17 protein-coding genes are annotated in these 16,964 nt (G+C 70.4%); 7 read left to right on the plus strand and 10 right to left on the minus strand.

The window, feature by feature from the left end:
• Positions 1-14: 14 nt before the first annotated feature.
• The 3 genes from OG982_RS20255 to OG982_RS20265 all read right to left on the minus strand — a co-directional run bounded on the left by OG982_RS20255 (position 15) and on the right by OG982_RS20265 (position 3,320).
• Positions 15-212 (minus strand): YbdD/YjiX family protein, encoded by a 198-nt coding sequence (locus OG982_RS20255; RefSeq protein ID WP_266784728.1) that lies wholly within the window; start codon positions 210-212, stop codon positions 15-17.
• On the minus strand, positions 209-2,446 hold the full coding sequence (locus OG982_RS20260; RefSeq protein WP_266784726.1) for a carbon starvation CstA family protein: 2,238 nt from the start codon (positions 2,444-2,446) through the stop codon (positions 209-211). Before OG982_RS20260 ends, OG982_RS20255 begins: the two co-directional genes overlap by 4 nt.
• Before the next feature lie 109 nt (positions 2,447-2,555).
• A complete protein-coding gene (locus tag OG982_RS20265) occupies positions 2,556-3,320 on the minus strand; it encodes a GntR family transcriptional regulator (protein WP_123080305.1) in 765 nt (254 codons plus the stop codon).
• Between the two features lie 291 nt (positions 3,321-3,611).
• Here OG982_RS20265 and OG982_RS20270 point away from each other — a divergent pair, with 291 nt between their 5' ends.
• The 4 genes from OG982_RS20270 (at position 3,612) to OG982_RS20285 (ending at position 8,304) form a co-directional block, all read left to right on the plus strand.
• Positions 3,612-4,898 (plus strand): extracellular solute-binding protein, encoded by a 1,287-nt coding sequence (locus OG982_RS20270; RefSeq protein WP_266784724.1) that lies wholly within the window; start codon positions 3,612-3,614, stop codon positions 4,896-4,898.
• Between the two features lie 76 nt (positions 4,899-4,974).
• Positions 4,975-5,982, plus strand: a complete 1,008-nt coding sequence (locus tag OG982_RS20275; protein WP_266784722.1) for a carbohydrate ABC transporter permease — start codon at positions 4,975-4,977, stop codon at positions 5,980-5,982.
• The gene (locus OG982_RS20280; protein ID WP_266784720.1) at positions 5,979-6,812 is read left to right on the plus strand and encodes a carbohydrate ABC transporter permease; all 834 of its coding nucleotides are present in this window, start codon (positions 5,979-5,981) and stop codon (positions 6,810-6,812) included. Before OG982_RS20275 ends, OG982_RS20280 begins: the two co-directional genes overlap by 4 nt.
• A gap of 7 nt (positions 6,813-6,819) precedes the next feature.
• Positions 6,820-8,304 carry a glycoside hydrolase family 3 protein gene (locus tag OG982_RS20285; protein ID WP_266784718.1) on the plus strand — a complete coding sequence of 495 codons (1,485 nt, stop codon included), beginning with the start codon at positions 6,820-6,822 and terminating at the stop codon, positions 8,302-8,304.
• Between the two features lie 68 nt (positions 8,305-8,372).
• Here OG982_RS20285 and nagB read toward each other — a convergent pair whose 3' ends face one another.
• Both nagB and OG982_RS20295 read right to left on the minus strand, forming a co-directional pair.
• Positions 8,373-9,158: a glucosamine-6-phosphate deaminase gene (gene nagB, locus OG982_RS20290; protein ID WP_266784716.1), complete on the minus strand. Its 786-nt coding sequence runs from the start codon at positions 9,156-9,158 to the stop codon at positions 8,373-8,375.
• Positions 9,159-9,424: 266 nt separating this feature from the next.
• Positions 9,425-10,186 carry an SDR family NAD(P)-dependent oxidoreductase gene (locus tag OG982_RS20295; protein ID WP_266784714.1) on the minus strand — a complete coding sequence of 254 codons (762 nt, stop codon included), beginning with the start codon at positions 10,184-10,186 and terminating at the stop codon, positions 9,425-9,427.
• A gap of 83 nt (positions 10,187-10,269) precedes the next feature.
• Between OG982_RS20295 and OG982_RS20300 the strand changes: the two genes are divergently transcribed.
• Positions 10,270-10,863, plus strand: coding sequence for a TetR/AcrR family transcriptional regulator (locus OG982_RS20300; protein ID WP_266784712.1), 594 nt, complete (start codon positions 10,270-10,272; stop codon positions 10,861-10,863).
• 381 nt (positions 10,864-11,244) lie between these two features.
• The gene (locus OG982_RS20305; protein ID WP_266791823.1) at positions 11,245-12,714 is read left to right on the plus strand and encodes a sensor histidine kinase; all 1,470 of its coding nucleotides are present in this window, start codon (positions 11,245-11,247) and stop codon (positions 12,712-12,714) included.
• Positions 12,715-12,872: 158 nt separating this feature from the next.
• Here the strand turns inward: OG982_RS20305 and OG982_RS20310 are convergent, their stop codons facing one another.
• Complete coding sequence (locus OG982_RS20310; RefSeq protein ID WP_004937597.1) at positions 12,873-13,130, minus strand: WhiB family transcriptional regulator; 258 nt, start codon at positions 13,128-13,130, stop codon at positions 12,873-12,875.
• 319 nt (positions 13,131-13,449) lie between these two features.
• Positions 13,450-14,415, minus strand: a complete 966-nt coding sequence (locus OG982_RS20315; protein ID WP_266784710.1) for a diacylglycerol kinase family protein — start codon at positions 14,413-14,415, stop codon at positions 13,450-13,452.
• Positions 14,416-14,499: 84 nt separating this feature from the next.
• Here OG982_RS20315 and OG982_RS20320 point away from each other — a divergent pair, with 84 nt between their 5' ends.
• On the plus strand, positions 14,500-14,985 hold the full coding sequence (locus tag OG982_RS20320; RefSeq protein WP_266784708.1) for a hypothetical protein: 486 nt from the start codon (positions 14,500-14,502) through the stop codon (positions 14,983-14,985).
• Positions 14,986-15,019: 34 nt separating this feature from the next.
• Here the strand turns inward: OG982_RS20320 and OG982_RS20325 are convergent, their stop codons facing one another.
• From OG982_RS20325 to OG982_RS20335, 3 genes are all read right to left on the minus strand, one after another.
• On the minus strand, positions 15,020-16,012 hold the full coding sequence (locus OG982_RS20325) for an RNA polymerase sigma factor SigF (protein ID WP_266791821.1): 993 nt from the start codon (positions 16,010-16,012) through the stop codon (positions 15,020-15,022).
• Positions 16,013-16,023: 11 nt separating this feature from the next.
• Positions 16,024-16,437, minus strand: a complete 414-nt coding sequence (locus OG982_RS20330; RefSeq protein WP_008741530.1) for an anti-sigma regulatory factor — start codon at positions 16,435-16,437, stop codon at positions 16,024-16,026.
• A gap of 213 nt (positions 16,438-16,650) precedes the next feature.
• Complete coding sequence (locus OG982_RS20335) at positions 16,651-16,911, minus strand: UBP-type zinc finger domain-containing protein (RefSeq protein WP_266784705.1); 261 nt, start codon at positions 16,909-16,911, stop codon at positions 16,651-16,653.
• Between the last annotated feature and the right edge of the window lie 53 nt (positions 16,912-16,964).

The following is a 16,964-nucleotide window of genomic DNA, read 5'->3' on the forward strand; positions in this document are numbered from 1 at the left end:
GGGTGAGTCAGGGCTCAGCAGCAGCGGAAGCCCTCGCGGGGGTCCGCTTCGCGCGAGTCCGTGCGGGCGCGTTCGAAGGCGCGCCGGGTGAGGACCTCGGCCGCGGGGTCGTGCGCGCGGGCGTGGGCGACGTAGCGGTCGTACGCCGCCTCGCCCGAGAACTCGCGCACGAAGAACCGCGCCCTCGCCAGCGCCGCGCGGACGCCGCTCACGCCACGGGCTCCTTCGCGCGGCCGCCGCCCGAGTCCAGGCCGGCCGCCGTGAGCTCCTCCCGCTCCTCGGCCGTCGGGATCAGCCCGGCGGGGGCGATGATCTTCGACTCGGTCCACGGGACCTCGGACAGCCGCACGCTCTCCGGGCTGCTGATCGCCTTGAAGCAGGTCCGGGCCGCGTCCAGCAGCACGATGACGATCAGGATCGCGAACAGCGCCGACAGCGCGCCGTCCACCGTGGCGTTGGTGACCACGGTGTGCATCTCGTCCATGTTCTTGGCGGGCGGCAGCACCTTCCCGGCGTCGATCCCGGTCTGGTACTTGTCGCGCTGCGCGAAGAACCCGACCTTCACGTCGTCCGAGAAGATCTTCTGGTAGCTCGCGGTGAGCGTGACCGCCACGTCCCAGGCCAGCGGCACCCCCGTCACCCACGCCCACTTGAGCCGGCCGGACTTGACCAGCAGCGTGGTGCAGACGGCCAGGGCCACCGCGGCGAGCAGCTGGTTCGCGATGCCGAACAGCGGGAACAGCTGGTTGATGCCGCCCAGCGGGTCCTTGACGCCGACCCACAGGAAGTAGCCCCAGCCGCCGACGACCACCGCGCTCGCCAGCCACACGCCCGGCTTCCAGCTGACGTCCTTGAAGGACTTGTGCACGTTGCCGAGGGTGTCCTGGAGCATGAACCGGCCCACGCGGGTGCCCGCGTCGACCGTCGTCAGGATGAACAGGGCCTCGAACATGATGGCGAAGTGGTACCAGAAGGCCTTCATGCCGGCCCCGCCGATGACGGACGAGAAGATCTCCGACATTCCGAGTGCGAAGGTCGGCGCGCCGCCGGTCCGGGACAGCAGGCTGGTCTCCTCGACGTCCTTGGCCGCCTGCGCGAGCGCCTCGGGGGAGATGGCGAACCCGAAGTTCGTGACGGCCTGCGAGGCCGTCTCCACCGTGGTGCCGATGACGCCGGCGGGGGAGTTGACCGCGAAGAACAGGCCGGGCTCGATGATGCAGGCCGCGATGATCGCCATGACGGCGACGAAGGACTCGGTCAGCATCGCGCCGTAGCCGATGACCCGGACCTGGGTCTCCTTCTGGATCATCTTCGGCGTGGTGCCCGAGGAGACCAGGGAGTGGAAGCCGGACAGCGCGCCGCAGGCGATGGTGATGAACACGAAGGGGAACATCGAACCGGCGAAGACCGGTCCGTCGCCGCGCGCCGCGAAGTCGGTGACCGCGGGCATCTTCAGCGTCGGCATCGCCAGCACCACGCCCACCGCCATCAGCGCGATGGTGCCGACCTTCATGAAGGTGGAGAGGTAGTCGCGGGGCGCGAGCAGCATCCACACCGGCAGCACCGACGCGATGAACCCGTACACGATCATCCAGACGACCAGCGTCTCCTTCTCCAGGGTGAAGGTGGACGCCAGCGAGGACTCCGCGACCCAGCCGCCCGCGACGATGGCGAGCAGCAGCAGCGCGACACCGATGACCGAGACCTCGGTGACCCGGCCCGGCCGCAGGACGCGCAGGTAGACGCCCATGAAGAGGGCGATCGGGATGGTCATGCCGATGGAGAAGACGCCCCACGGGGAGTGCGCCAGCGCGTTGACGATGACCAGGGCTAGCACGGCCAGCAGGATGATCATGATGGCGAACACGGCGATCAGGGCGGCGGCCCCGCCCACCGGGCCGATCTCGTCGCGGGCCATCTGGCCGAGCGAACGCCCGTCGCGGCGGGTGGAGAAGAAGAGGGTGACCATGTCCTGGACGGCGCCGGCGAAGATGACGCCCGCGACGATCCAGATGGTGCCCGGCAGGTAGCCCATCTGCGCGGCGAGCACGGGCCCGACCAGCGGACCGGCGCCGGCGACGGCGGCGAAGTGGTGGCCGAAGAGCACCCTGCGGTCGGTCGGGTGGAAGTCGACACCGTTGTCAAGGCGTTCGGCGGGGGTGGCGCGGGTCTTGTCCACCTTCAGCACGCGGTCCGCGATGAACCGCGCGTAGAAGCGGTAGCCGATGGCGTACGAGCCCAGCGCGGCGGCGAGCAGCCAGGCGGCCGAGATCTCCTCGCCGCGGGAGAGGGCCAGGACGCCCCAGCCGATGGCCCCGACGAGCGCCACGAACACCCAGACGGCGACCGACTTGGGCGAGAGGCCCCCGGCGGGGGAAGGCGAGCCCGGCGTGCTGTCCGGACTCGCCGTGTTCCGTTCTGTACCTGTTGCTTCCGGTTCCGGCATGATCCCTCGTCCCCTCGTTGATCATCTGCGTAAGCGCAGGGAATCTACGGGGGCCTGCCCGGTGAACGTAAGCCCCCGTCCGCATAGCGGTACGAGAGTCAACTACGGATCAGACGGCGGGGCGCTGGAGTCGGGCGACGAACTTGTAACGATCGCCGCGGTACACCGATCGCACCCACTCGACGGGTTCGCCGTCGGCGTCCAGCGAGTGCCGGGAGAGCATCAGCATCGGCAGCCCGACGTCGGTGCCGAGAAGTCCGGCCTCGCGCGGGGTCGCCAGGGAGGTCTCGATGGTCTCCTCGGCCTCGGCGAGCCGTACGTCGTACACCTCGGCCAAGGCCGTGTAGAGGGAGGTGTACTTGGCCAGTGAGCGGCGCAGCGCGGGGAAGCGCTTGGCCGAGAGGTGGGTGGTCTCGATGGCCATGGGCTCGCCGCTGGCCAGCCGCAGCCGCTCGATGCGCAGCACCCGCCCGCCGGTGGCGATCTTCAGGAGCCCGGCGAGGGTGTCGTCGGCGGTGACGTAACCGATGTCCAGCAGCTGGGACGTCGGTTCCAACCCCTGGGCCCGCATGTCCTCCGTGTACGAGGAGAGTTGGAGCGGCTGGGAGACCTTGGGCTTGGCGACGAAGGTGCCCTTGCCCTGGATGCGCTCCAGCCGGCCCTCGACGACGAGCTCCTGCAGCGCCTGCCGGACCGTGGTCCGGGAGGTGTCGAACTCGGCCGCCAGCGTGCGCTCCGGCGGTACCGGCGTGCCGGGGGGCAGCGTCTCGGTCATGTCGAGCAAGTGCCGCTTGAGTCGGTAGTACTTGGGCACGCGCGCCGTGCGAGTGGCCGCCCCGCCCTCCGGCTCCGTGGTCGCCCCTTCGGTGGCCATCGCCGCCCGCCTTCCCGACTCCAGTTTCGCTGCCGTCACCGGCTCCTCCGATATGTGCGGTCACATCGTGACACGGGTGGGAGGACAGGCCTCCTCCCTCCCCCAGGTGTCGGTCCGGTAACGGACCGATCACCCGCTCATTAGACCCTTGACACCCCTAAAGGTCTAGGCCAAGCTCCGGTTACTGGTCTAAACCAATATGGATCAGATCCCGGCCCCACGTGCAGTACTTCGCGTATGTCACCGCGGCGGGCAAGGGAAGTGCAGGCAGGCATCCCTGAGGAGGGTGGCGTGAAGCGCAAGCTCATCGCGGCGGTTGGAGTCGCGGGCATGGTTATCGGCCTCGCGGCGTGCGGTGATTCCGACAGCAAGGGTGGCGGCGACGGCAAGGCCTCCGGTGCGAAGGAACTGACCGTCTGGCTGACGGTCGACGCCCAGAACAACTGGCCCGAGCTGGTGAAGGCGGCCGACGACGCGATTGTCGCCAAGCACCCCGGTCTGACGATCAAGCACGAGTACTACGGCTGGCCGGACAAGAACGCCAAGCTCGACGCCGTGCTCGCCACGGACAAGGCCCCGGACGTTGTCGAGATGGGCAACTCCGAGATGATCGGCTACATGTCGACCGGCGCCTTCTCCGAGGTCGACCCGTCGAAGTTCGAGAACTCGGCCGCCTGGCTGGACGCCCTCAAGGAGTCCGTGACCTACGACGGCAAGACCTACGGCGTCCCCTACTACGCCGGTGGCCGTGTGGGCACCTGGCGCAAGGACATCGCCGCCGAGGCCGGCATCACCGCCGCGCCGAAGACGTGGGCCGAGTACACCGCCGCGCTGGACAAGATCCAGTCCGCCAAGGGCGACAAGTTCAGCGCCCTGTACCAGCCCTCCCCGGACTGGTACGCCGCGATGTCCTACGTCTACGACGCGGGCGGCGCCATCGCCAAGAAGGACGGCGACAAGTGGAAGGGCACCCTGTCCTCCGCCGAGTCGCTGAAGGGGCTCGCGCAGTACAAGGAGCTCATCGACAAGTACATGCACGCGGACAAGACCAAGGACGAGTCCGACCGTCCGGTGGTCTTCGGCCAGGGCAACTCGGCCGCCATCTTCGCCGCCGCGTGGGAGGGCGCCACCGCCGCCGACCCGAAGAACGACAAGGTCGGCGGGCTGAAGGACAAGCTGGAGAACTTCGTCCAGCCCGGCCCGAACGGCAAGAACCTCCCGGTCTTCCTCGGCGGTTCGGACCTGGCGATCCCGTCCAAGTCCAAGGCCAAGGACGTCGCGGCCGAGTGGATCAACGCCTTCACCGGCGCCCAGGGCCAGAAGGGCCTCGTCGCCAAGGGCAACCTGCCCAACAACAAGACGGACCTCGGTCCGCTGAAGGCCGACCCGAAGACCCAGGTCGGCGCCACCGCGGCCGAGTCCTCCTGGTTCGTCCCGACCGCCCCGGGCTGGGGCCAGATCGAGAAGGGCAAGGTCCTCCAGACCATGCTCCAGGAGATCGGCACCGGCAAGAAGTCGGTCGAGGACGCGGCCAAGGCCGCCGACGCCGAGATCGACAAGGTCATCAACACCAAGTGACCTGTCGTCAGCAGGGCCCCGCCGGTTCGGCGGGGCCCTGCTGCCCGTCAAGAGAGGGACCTCCGAGGAGCGCGCGATGAGTGCCGCACAGACAACCGCCGCCGACCTGCCGCCGGCGAAGCAGAAGACCCCCACCGGGACCGGGAGCGGAGCCGGGACAGGGAACACGGGCGCCCCGGGGAAGCGGGCCCGCAAGGGGGCCGGCGCGACCCCCTGGCTGCTGCTCGCCCCTTGCCTGCTGGTCATCGTCCTCGTCATGGGGTACCCGCTCTTCAGACTGGTGTCCCTCTCCTTCCAGAGCTTCGGCAAGTCCGAGCTCTGGGGCTTCAAGGACGCGGAGTTCGTCGGCTTCGACAACTTCGCCAAGATCCTCGGCGACGGCGTGTTCTGGTCCGTCGTCCTGCGCACGGTCGTCTTCACGGCCGGCGCGGTCATCCTGACCATGGTCATCGGCATGCTGATCGCGCTGCTGCTGCAGAAGGTCTCGGGCGTGGTCAAGGCGCTCATCAGCATCGCCCTCGTGGCCAGCTGGGGCATGCCGATCATCGTCGCCACCGCCGTCTTCAAGTGGCTCTTCGACGCCGACTACGGCGTGCTGAACTACCTGATGAGCAGGCTCCCCGGCGTCGACATGATCGGCCACAACTGGTTCGCCAGCGGCCCCCAGGGCCTCATGGTGATCATGCTGCTGGTGGTCTGGGGCGCGGTGCCCTTCGTCGTCATCACCCTCAGCGCGGGCCTCACGCAGGTGCCCAAGGAGCTGGAGGAGGCCGCGCGCCTCGACGGGGCCGGCGCCATCGGCGTGTTCCGCCACGTCACCCTCCCGATCCTGAAGCCGATCATCGTCATGCTGACGACCCTCTCGGTCATCTGGGACATGGGTGTCTTCCCGCAGGTGTTCGTCATGCGCAACGGCAACCCCGAGGCCGAGTTCGAGCTGCTGACCACGTACTCGTACCAGCAGGCCTTCGTGGTCAACGACTACTCGGGCGGCTCCGCGATCGCCCTCGTGACCGTCCTGCTGCTGCTCGGCGTGGTCGCCGTCTACATGCGCCAGATGCTCAAGATCGGAGAGGTGGAATGACCGCCACCACCAAGCTGAAGTCCAAGCTCGGCTGGAACGTCGTCGGCCTGCTGGTCTTCGCCGTCGTCGGCTTCCCGGTCTACTGGATGCTCAACACGGCCTTCAAGCCGGCCAAGGACGCGATCGACCCGAGCCCCCAGTTCTTCCCGCGCACCTTCACGCTGGACAACTTCCGGCGCGCGCTGGAGATCTCCGACTTCTGGGGCCCGGTCGGCCGCAGCATGATCGTCTCGCTCGTCGTGGTCGGCATCGGCATCGCCGTCGGCCTGCTGGCCGCCCTGGCCATCTCCCGCTTCGCCTTCCGCGGCCGCAAGATAGTCATCGTCGGCATCCTCGCCGTCCAGATGGTCCCGCTCGTCGCGATGATCATCCCGGTCTTCCTGCTGCTGAACGACCTGGGCCAGTACGACAAGCTCACCGGCCTGATCATCACCTACCTGACCTTCATCCTGCCCTTCACGGTGTGGACCCTGCGCGGCTTCATCGTGAACATCCCCAAGGAGCTGGAAGAGGCCGCCCAGGTCGACGGCTGCACCCCGACCGGCGCCTTCCTGCGCGTGGTCTTCCCGCTGCTGGCCCCCGGCATGGTCGCCACCTCCGTCTACGGGTTCATCCAGGCCTGGAACGAGTACCTCTACGCCCTGATGCTGATGAGCCAGCAGAACCAGACCGCCACCGTCTGGCTGGGCAACTTCACCACCAAGAACGGCACCGAGTTCGCGCCGATGATGGCCGGCTCCACGATGATGGCGATCCCGATCGTCGTCCTCTTCCTCATCGTCCAGCGCAAGATGGCCGCGGGCCTCACCGCCGGCGCCGTGAAGGGATGACGCCGTCATGACCGTTCTCGCGCACCGCGCAGACACCGTCACCCGGGACGCCCTCGCGGTCCTCCAGCCCGGCTTCGAGGGCACCACCGCCCCCGCCTGGCTGCTCCGCCAGGTCGGCGAAGGCCTCACCGCCGTCGGCCTGTTCGGCCGCAACATCGCCTCGCCCGAGCAGCTCGCCGCGCTCACCGCGCAGCTGCGGGCCGAGCGGGACGACGTACTCGTTGCCATCGACGAGGAGGGCGGCGACGTCACCCGCCTGGAGGTACGGGAGGGCTCGTCCTTCCCCGGCAACCTGGCCCTCGGCGCCGTCGACGACACCGGCCTGACCCGCGAGGTCGCCCGCGAACTGGGCCGCCGCCTCGCCGAGTGCGGGGTCAACCTCAACTGGGCCCCGTCCGCCGACGTCAACTCCAACCCGGACAACCCGGTCATCGGCGTACGGTCCTTCGGCGCCGACACCCACCTCGCCGCCCGGCACACGGCCGCGTACGTGGAGGGCCTCCAGGCCGCCGGCGTCGCCGCGTGCACCAAGCACTTCCCGGGCCACGGCGACACCAACGTCGACTCGCACCACGCGCTGCCCCGCATCGACGTGGACCTCGACACGCTGGTGGCGCGTGAGCTGGTGCCCTTCCGGGCGGCCATCGCGGCCGGCACCAAGGCCGTGATGAGCGCGCACATCCTGGTGCCCTCCCTCGACCCGACCCGGCCGGCCACGCTCAGCCCGCAGATCCTGACCGGTCTGCTGCGCAAGGAGCTCGGCTACGAGGGCCTGATCGTCACCGACGGCATGGAGATGAACGCCATCGCCGGGACGTACGGCATCGAACGGGGCTCGGTGCTGGCCATCGCGGCCGGCGCCGACGCCATCTGCGTCGGCGGCGGGCTCGCCGACGAGGCCACCGTGCTCCGGCTGCGGGACGCGCTGGTCGCGGCCGTGCGCGAGGGCGCGCTGGCGGAGGACCGGCTCGCCGAGGCCGCCGCGCGGGTGCGCGTACTGGCCGAGTGGACGAGGCAGGCCAGGCCGGGCGCGCGGCGCGAGGGGAGCGGCGCCCCCGGCATCGGTCTGGAGGCGGCCCGCCGCGCGCTGTCGCTGACGGGCACGGTGGCGCCCCTGGCCGGTGCGCCGTACGTGGCCACGCTGGCGCCGGTCGCCAACATCGCCGTGGGCGACGAGACCCCGTGGGGGGTGGCTGCCGAGCTGGCCGCGCTGGTACCGGGGACCGGGTCCGGGCTCTACCCGGAGGGCTCCGCCGCCGGGGACGTGCTGGCCGCCGCGGGCGACCGCACGGTGGTCGCGGTGGTCCGCGACGCGCACCGCCACCCGTGGATGGCGAAGGCCGTGGAGGAGCTGGTCGAGGCCCGGCCGGACACGGTCGTCGTCGAGATGGGCCTGCCGCGGGCCGAGCCGCGCGGGGCGCTGTACGTCGCGACGCACGGGGCGTCGCGGGTGTGCGGGCGCGCCGCCGCGGAGGTCATCGCGGGGGTGTAGGGGGAACGCGAAAGGCCGGGCTCTCCGTGGGGGGAGCCCGGCCTTTCGCGTGCCTGGTGCGGTGCGGCTCAGATGCCCTGCCAGGAGGGCTTGCCGGCGTAGGTGTGGCGGAAGTAGTCGGCCAGCTTCAGCTTGGAGGCGGCGGCCTCGTCCACGACGACGGTCGCGTGCCGGTGCAGCTGCAGCGCGGAGGCCGGGACCAGCGCGGACAGCGGGCCCTCGACGGTCTGCGCGACGGCCTCGGCCTTGCCTTCGCCGGTGGCGAGCAGGACCAGGTGGCGGGCGTCGAGGATGGTGCCGATGCCCTGGGTGATGACGTGGTGCGGGACCTGGTCCATGTCGTTGTCGAAGAAGCGGGCGTTGTCGACGCGGGTCTGCTCGGTCAGCGTCTTGATCCGGGTGCGGGAGGCGAGGGAGGAGCACGGCTCGTTGAAGCCGATGTGGCCGTCGGTGCCGATGCCGAGGAGCTGGAGGTCGACGCCGCCGGCGGCGGCGAGGGCCTGGTCGTAGGCCTCGCAGGCCGCCTGGACGTCGGCGGCGGAGCCGTCGGGGCCCATGAACGAGGCCTCGGTCAGCCCGAGGGGCTCGACGACCTCGCGCAGCACGACGGAGCGGTAGGACTCGGGGTGCCCGGGCCGCAGGCCGACGTACTCGTCGAGCTGGCACACGCGGGCCTCGGAGGCGTCGACCTCGCCGGCCCTGACCTTGGCGGCGAGGGCCTCGTAGACGGGCAGCGGGGTAGAGCCGGTCGCCACGCCGAGCAGGGCGTCGGGCTTGCGGCGGAGCAGGGCGGCCATGGCCTCCGCGATGAGCTCGCCGCCTGCCTTGGCGTCCGGGACGATGACAACTTCCACGCGGGGCCTGCCGATCTGGAGTGTGGCGGTATGGTATAGACCAATCTAGCAGAGCCGTCCCCCGTCCGGCCGAACTCCCTCCAACTCCATGGTGATCCCGTCCCCCCCTCCACCGCCCGCCCGCCCGCTCGCCCGGCGGGGCCGGGTTGCCCGCAGGGCGATTCCAGCCCTGCCGGGAGGGCGGGCGGGGTCCGGGGCGGAGCCCCAGGGGCCTCGGCCGGAGCCGGCCGCGCCGGGCGGGGCGCCGTCCCGGGCCCCGGCCCGGGTCAGAGCAGGGACAGCTGGAGGCCGCCCGTAGCGGAGAGGTGCTGGCCCGTGATCCAGCGGGAGTCCGGCGAGGCCAGGAAGGCCACGACGTCCGCGACCTCCTGCGCCGTGCCGATCCGGCCGAACACCGAGCGCGACGCCGCGTGCGCCCGGGCCCCCGGATCGGCCAGCCAGGCCGCGTTCAGGTCGGTGTCCGTGATGCCGGGGCCCACCGAGTTCACCGTGATCCCCCGCGGCGCGAGCTCCGCCGCCAGCGAGACCGTCAGCGCGTTCACCGCCCCCTTCGCTGCGATCGTGGCCAGGATCGCCGGCAGGGCGATGTCCGGGGTGCCGGTCACGTTCACGATCCGGCCCCCGTCACGCAGCCGCGCCAGCCCATGCCGGATCACGAAGAACGGGGCCTTGGCGTTCAGCGCCTGGACCCGGTCGTACGTCTCCTCGTCCGTGGCCCCGATGCCCCCGAAATGCGGCGCGCCCGCGTTGTTCACCAGGATGTCCACCCCCTCCGTGGCCAGCGGATCGGCCGCGTACGCCGCCCACAGCGCCTCCGCGTCGCCCGGCACGCCCAGCTCCGCCCGCACCGCGAACGCCTCGCCGCCCTCGGCCGCGATGGCCGCCACGACCGCTTCCGCCGCCGCCCCGTCGTGCCCGTAGTGCACGGCCACCCGTGCCCCGTCCCGCGCCAGCCGCTCCGCGATCGCCCGTCCGATGCCCCGGCTGCCGCCCGTGACCAGTGCCGTCTTGCCCTTGAGCACGCCCATGACGCGCCCCCCTCCGCAATATCTAGTGGTCGCTACAGAATGGACCGTACCAGATTTCCTAGCGCCCGCTATAGAATCGCCCCATGGTGACCGGACAGCGCGGCAGGCCCCGCTCCTTCGACCGCGACGCCGCCCTCGACAAGGCCATGCGCGCTTTCTGGGAGCGCGGCTACGAGGCGACCTCGATCTCCGAGCTGACCAGGGAGCTGGGGATCGGTGCGCCCAGCCTGTACGCCGCCTTCGGCGACAAGCGCAAGCTCTTCGACGAGGTCGTCGTCGTGTACGGCAGCCGGTACGCGGACTTCGCTGGCGTGGCGCTCGCCGAGGAGCCCACCGCCCGCGCGGCCGTGGACCGGATCCTGCGCGAGGCCGCCGAGATCTACACCGACCCGGCCCACCCGCCGGGCTGCCTGGTGATCAGCGCCGCCACCAACACCACCTCGGCGGAGGTCGCCGACGCCCTGCGGGAGCGGCGCGACGCCAACCTGGCGATGTTCGAGAGCCGGATCCGGGCCGACGTCGCGGCCGGCGCGCTGCCCGCAGACACCGACGCGCGGGCACTGGCCCGCTACGCGGGGGCGGTGCTCGTGGGGATGTCCCAGCAGTCGCGCGACGGGGCGACCCGGGAGGAGCTGGAGGCGGTGGCGGCGCTGGCGCTGCTGGCCTGGCCCGAGTAAGCGGAACCGGCGCGCACCAGGCGGAAGGGCCTCGAAAATTCCTCTGGGCCACGGTGCCAGGACGGGACCCTCAGCCCGCCCGGCACCGTAGCCCGGAGTACTTACGGCCGAGGGTGTGCGGTTCCCGCGGCCGGTTGGGAGGTGCCTGCGCAGTCAGGGCAGAGTGCGCGGCTTACCTCGATCCGTCCTCCTGTGCGGGGAGGGCGGAAGCTTAGAGCAATTGTGGACTAGACCAATCTGTTCTGTCCATCCAATGACAAGGCATTCGTTGCCGTCACTTCCTCCAACAGTACGCGGAATCAGGTCATCCTGGATACTCCTGAGTATTCGCGTGGGGAAAGTCATGACCCGTACCCGGGGTACGCTCGCCACGTGCCCTCCATGAACGACCTCGTACGCCAGCACACCGCTCTCAGTGAAACCGACCTGGAGTGGCTCCACCTGCTGGTCTCGGAGTGGCAGCTGCTCTCCGACCTGTCCTTCGCCGACCTCGTGCTGTGGGTGCCCACCCTCGACGGCACCCGGTACGTCTCCGTCGCGCAGATGCGCCCGAACACCGGTCCGACCTCGTACCACGACGACATGGTCGGCCACCTGGTGCCCCGCGGCCGCCGCCCGCTGCTCGACGCCGCGCTCGACGAGGGCCGGATCGTGCGAGAGGGCGACCCCGAGTGGCGCGAGGAGGTGCCGGTCCGCGTCGAGTCGATCCCCGTCCGCCGCGAGGGCCGGGTACTGGGAGTGATCGCCCGGAACACCAACCTGCTCACTGTGCGTACACCGAGCCGGCTGGAGCTGACCTACCTCCAGTCCGCCTCCGACCTCGCCCAGATGATCGCGGCGGGCTCCTTCCCGTTCCCGGGCCAGCAGGTCGACATGGACGCCTCCCCGCGCGTCGGCGACGGCCTGATCCGTCTCGACGCCGACGGCGTCGTCACGTACGCCTCCCCGAACGCGCTCTCCGCCTACCACCGGCTCGGCCTCGCCGCCGACCTGGTCGGCCAGCACCTCGGCACCACCACCACCGAACTCGCCCCCTCCCGCGGCCCCGTCGACGAGGCGCTCGTCAAGCTCGCCAGCGGCTGGGCCCCCCGGGAGACCGAGGTCGAGGGCAACGGCGGGGTCATCCAGCTGCGCGCCATCCCGCTCAAGCCGAAGGGGACCCGGATCGGTTCCCTGGTGCTGTGCCGCGACGTCACCGAACTGCGCCGTCGCGAACGTGAATTGATCACCAAGGACGCGACCATCCGGGAGATCCACCACCGGGTGAAGAACAACCTCCAGACGGTGGCGGCGCTCTTGCGGCTACAGGCCCGGCGAATGGATTCTCCTCAGGGCCGCGAAGCGCTCAACGAGGCCGTGCGCCGCGTCGGTTCGATCGCGATCGTGCATGAGACGCTCTCTCAGAACCTCGACGAGCGCGTCGAGTTCGACGAGATCGCCGACCGCGTGATCGCGATGGTCGCGGAGATCTCCCCGGGCAAGGTGGCCTGCCGGCGCACCGGCCGGTTCGGGATCCTGGACGCGGAGGTCGCCACTCCGCTGTCGATGGTGCTGACCGAGATCCTGCAGAACGCCCTGGAGCACGCCTTCACCCACGGGGAGGGCGGCACGGTCGAGGTGACCGCGTCCCGCTCGGGCGCCGGCCGCGCCGACGCCCGGCTGCTGATCACGGTGGTCGACGACGGCTCCGGCCTGCCCGAGGGATTCGACCCGCAGCGGGCCGGCAACCTCGGGCTGCAGATCGTACGGACCCTCGTCGAGGGGGAGCTCGGCGGAACCTTCGACATGCTCCGGGTCGAGCCGCGCGGCACCAAGGTCGTCCTCGACATCCCGGCCAGCCCGCAGAAGTGACCGTACGGTCGGTCACCCTGTGTGATCGGCTGTGTTCGCGGTGAGTGACGGACAGCACTGAGCCCCGGACCGAAGGTTCTCGGTCCGGGGCTCAAGAGCACGTTGCTGAGCGCTTATATGGGTACTACGCGCTGCGGCTCGAGGCTCGAAAGTCGATGTCAGGCGGTGGCGTTGCGCGCCCGATTGCGAGCGGCGCGGCGCTTCATGGCGCGGCGCTCGTCCTCGCTGAGACCGCCCCAGACGCCGGAGTCCTGACCGGACTCGAGCGCCCACTGCAGGCACTGCTCCATGACGGGGCAACGGCGGCAGACGGCCTTGGCTTCCTCGATCTGCAGCAGCGCAGGACCGGTGTTGCCGATGGGGAAGAAGAGTTCCGGGTCTTCCTCGCGGCAAACGGCGTTGTGACGCCAGTCCATGGCTGCTCCATCTCCTTGTATTGCGGGCAGGTTGCTTGTGAATGTGAACGCTTTCACGAATCCCCTCGTGAGGGAAGGGCCGACGCCCAGTTTCCCGGTGCGGTCCGTGATTCGTGGTGGGGTTCTGGCGGTCTGTGTGGGTGCCGGGTTGTGCGGGCTGTCCCGATCGCCATGTAGAGATTCGCAAACCTCGGACGGGGATACAACCCCTTCCGGAAAGTTTTTTTTGATTCGTCGGTGTCTACTAGGTCACAGCCCTACTTCCTAGGGGTGGACCGGCGTGTAAACGTTCGAGTGAAAGGACTTTGGGCCCTTCCACTCACACAATCACACGCAGTGCACGGCGAACGCCTGTGAACCGAACGCTGGTGCGCAGACCGAGGTGGTCTCCGTCCATCTGGAACGGAAGCGGAACCTTCGAATGCAAGGTGAAGTCGGTCAGATCGTGCAGAGACACCGCGTGCTTGCCGTGCGGGCCGCGCTCAGGAGTCGAGGTCAGGAGCTGTGTCGCGTACCGGGCGACGGCCGGAGTTGACAAACGGTTGAGGGCCAATACGTCAAGTGCGGTATCGAACGACGCCTCGGGAGACGCGTACAGCGGACGATTGCCCAGGTATGTCCACGGCGAGGTGTTGCAGACTATGGACAGCACCAGATCCGGAACCGGATCGGCGCCCGGCCGCTCCAGCGTGACCGTGCCCTGCCGCCGGTTCGGCTCCTCCAGGAACTGGCGTACGAGCTGTCGTACGTACAGGGCATGCGTCGAACGCTTGCCGCGCTCCCGCTGCTGCTCGACCCGCCCCACCACACCCGCGTCGAAACCGAAGCCCGCGCAGAAGGTGAACCAGCGCGCCGGAACCGACTCGTCCTCCGTGCCCGGGGTGCCGGCCGCCAGACCCAGGCCCACGGTCCGCTCGCGCCGCTCCCGCAGCGCGTCCAGCAGGGCGCCGGTCGCCTCGACCGCGTCGTTGGGCAGCCCCAGGGCCCGGGCGAACACGTTGGTGGAGCCGCCGGGGACCACCGCCAGCCTCGGCAGCCGCTCCGGGTCGGGCCCCTCGTGCAGCAGCCCGTTGACCACCTCGTTGACCGTGCCGTCGCCGCCGAGCGCGACGACGAGGTCGATTCCCTCCAGGGCCGCCTTGCGGCCCAGGTCCCGGGCGTGACCGCGGTACTCGGTGGTGACCGCCTCCAGCTTCATCTCGCTGGCCAGGGCGTGGGTCAGGACATCGCGCGTGCGCGCGCTGGTGGTCGTCGCTGCTGGGTTGGCCACGAGGAGTGCACGCATGAGCGCCAGCCTACCCACCCCTCCACGGGCGACCCATACTGGCCGTCCCCTCCGGGGGCGAGGGGGCGCGGCTACCCTGCTGGGGTGAGTAAGAAGCCTGCCTCGAATGTCCCCGCGACCGCGACCGCTGCCGCGCCCGGCGCCGACGGCGCGGCGGCCGATGCCGCCCGCGGTGCGCTGCCCGGCCGGCTGACCGCCGCCGCCGCGCTCACCGCGCTGGAGGGCCTGGCGCTCGCCGGCCTCGGTGTCTACATGCTGTTCGTGGGCATCGCCGGCGACCCCGACTCCCCGCAGCAGGCCGAGACCGGGGGCGTGACGCTGCTCGCGCTCGCCGCGCTGCCGCTGTTCGCGGCCCGCGGCCTGCGCCTGGGCCGCCGCTGGAGCCGCGGCCCGGCGCTGATCACCCAGCTGATGGCGCTCCCGGTGGCGTGGACCCTGTGGACCACGGGCGGGGCGATGATCGCCGCCGCCGTGGGTCTGGCGCTGGCGGCCGTGGCCGTCGTGGCCCTGCTGGTGAACCCGACGGCGACGGAGGCACTGGGAATCGGGCCCGGGGAACAGACCCGATAACCCCCGCCCTTCCTCGCTCTTCGCTACCGCACCCTCACTCCTCGACGAGGAGCTTCTCCCGCAGCTGTGCCAGGGTGCGGGCCAGCAGGCGGGAGACGTGCATCTGGGAGATGCCGACCTCCTGCGCGATCTGCGACTGGGTCATGTTCCCGAAGAACCTGAGCAGCAGGATCCGCTTCTCCCGGGGCGGCAGCCCCTCCAGCAGCGGCTTGAGGGACTCGCGGTACTCGACGCCCTCCAGCGCCTCGTCCTCCGAGCCCAGCGTGTCCGCGACCGCGGGCGACTCGTCGTCCGTGTCCGGGACGTCCAGGGACAGCGTGCTGTAGGCATTGGCCGATTCCAGCCCCTCCAGCACCTCCTCCTCGGAGATCCCCAGCCGCTCGGCCAGCTCGTGCACCGTGGGGGAGCGGCCGTGCTGCTGGGACAGTTCCGCCGTGGCCGTCGTCAGCGAGAGCCGCAGCTCCTGTAGCCGCCGGGGCACGCGGACCGCCCAGCCCTTGTCCCGGAAGTGGCGCTTGATCTCCCCGACCACCGTGGGGGTGGCGTAAGTGGAGAACTCGACGCCGCGGTCCGGGTCGAACCGGTCCACGGACTTGATCAGGCCGATCGTCGCCACCTGCGTCAGATCGTCCAGCGGCTCTCCGCGGTTGCGGAATCGCCGCGCCAGGTGCTCGACCAGCGGCAGGTGCATCCGGACGAGCCGGTTGCGCAGCTCCGCCCGTTCCGCCGAGCCCTCGGGCAGCTCCCGCAGCTCGAAGAACAGGGCCCGCGCGCCACTGCGGTCGCGCGGATCCGGTACCGCCGCAGCGGGCGGCACCGGTGCCACCGGGGCCGTGGCAGCGGCCTCCGGTGACTCTGGCTGGTCGTGCTGGTTCTCGCTCATAGGGCCCGCCCGTCGCTCCGCCGAGTCCAAAAAGCCGTCTTCCGCATCCGCGTCAGCCGGGTGCGGCCGGGCGTGCTGCTGCTCCGGGATGCCGCCGTCGACCTCGTGCCGTACCCGGGGCCGATCCCCGCCCCGCACCGGGATCTCCCCGCCGCTCACGCCGGGCCTGGTCCCGCGCCGCGCTGTTTGTAGAGGCTGATGCTCACTGTCCGGTTCTCCTCGACGGTGGCCTCGACCTTGCCGGCCAGGGCCGAAAGGACCGTCCACGCGAACGTGTCGCGTTCCGGTGCGCGGCCGTCGGTGGTCGGCGCCGAGACGGTCACCTCCAGCGAATCGTCCACCAGCCGGAAGACGCAGCTGAGGACGGAGCCCGGCACGGCCTGCTGGAGCAGGATCGCGCAGGCCTCGTCCACCGCGATGCGGAGGTCCTCGATCTCGTCGAGAGTGAAGTCCAAACGCGCCGCGAGGCCGGCCGTGGCCGTTCGCAGCACAGACAGGTAGGCACCCGCAGCCGGCAGCCGGACTTCCACGAAGTCCTGGGTCCCGGGCTCGCCTGCGATCTGGGACACCCTCACCTCCAAGGTGGTACGAGCTCTGTTCGCCGGTGACGCTATCGCGATCCGGTCGATCGTGTCGCGGCACCCCTCATGGCACCCGCAAGGAGCACCCAGGCCGGCCATGCCTCTGTCAGTGACTGATGGTAAGCCCATGGGCACGCACAGTGGCTAGGGGTCTGCGGGGCCCAAATCAGGGGAACCGGCGGAGGGTTGACCTACCCCGCCTCAGACGATCGAACCGTCGACAAAACACCACCGCCATGTCTCGCCCGGTTCGAAGCTCCTCATCACCGGATGACCCGTCTCGTGGTAGTGCGCCGTGGCGTGCCGGTGGGGGGAGGAATCGCAGCACGCCACGTACCCGCACCACAGGCAGAGCCGCAGTTGCACCGGGTGGCTGCCGAGCACCAGACATTCGGGGCAGGTCTGCGCACGTGGGACAGGCTCGGGGCGCGGCAGTTCGGGAACATGGGTGCACTCGCTCATGATGGCCAGCGTACTGAGGTACGGGCCCGCGGAGTCCGACGCAATCGAGCGAG

This window comes from Streptomyces sp. NBC_01551 (assembly GCF_026339935.1).
Classification (GTDB): domain Bacteria; phylum Actinomycetota; class Actinomycetes; order Streptomycetales; family Streptomycetaceae; genus Streptomyces.

What these genes read in the sequence shown, in the direction of transcription:
- OG982_RS20260 (WP_266784726.1), bottom strand. Translation starts at nt 2,446, where the DNA reads ATGCCGGAACCGGAAGCAACAGGTACAGAACGGAACACGGCGAGTCCG.
- OG982_RS20265 (WP_123080305.1), bottom strand. Translation starts at nt 3,320, where the DNA reads ATGGCCACCGAAGGGGCGACCACGGAGCCGGAGGGCGGGGCGGCCACT.
- OG982_RS20275 (WP_266784722.1), top strand. Translation starts at nt 4,975, where the DNA reads ATGAGTGCCGCACAGACAACCGCCGCCGACCTGCCGCCGGCGAAGCAG.
- OG982_RS20280 (WP_266784720.1), top strand. Translation starts at nt 5,979, where the DNA reads ATGACCGCCACCACCAAGCTGAAGTCCAAGCTCGGCTGGAACGTCGTC.
- OG982_RS20285 (WP_266784718.1), top strand. Translation starts at nt 6,820, where the DNA reads ATGACCGTTCTCGCGCACCGCGCAGACACCGTCACCCGGGACGCCCTC.
- OG982_RS20295 (WP_266784714.1), bottom strand. Translation starts at nt 10,186, where the DNA reads ATGGGCGTGCTCAAGGGCAAGACGGCACTGGTCACGGGCGGCAGCCGG.
- OG982_RS20300 (WP_266784712.1), top strand. Translation starts at nt 10,270, where the DNA reads ATGGTGACCGGACAGCGCGGCAGGCCCCGCTCCTTCGACCGCGACGCC.
- OG982_RS20305 (WP_266791823.1), top strand. Translation starts at nt 11,245, where the DNA reads ATGAACGACCTCGTACGCCAGCACACCGCTCTCAGTGAAACCGACCTG.
- OG982_RS20310 (WP_004937597.1), bottom strand. Translation starts at nt 13,130, where the DNA reads ATGGACTGGCGTCACAACGCCGTTTGCCGCGAGGAAGACCCGGAACTC.
- OG982_RS20315 (WP_266784710.1), bottom strand. Translation starts at nt 14,415, where the DNA reads ATGCGTGCACTCCTCGTGGCCAACCCAGCAGCGACGACCACCAGCGCG.
- OG982_RS20335 (WP_266784705.1), bottom strand. Translation starts at nt 16,911, where the DNA reads ATGAGCGAGTGCACCCATGTTCCCGAACTGCCGCGCCCCGAGCCTGTC.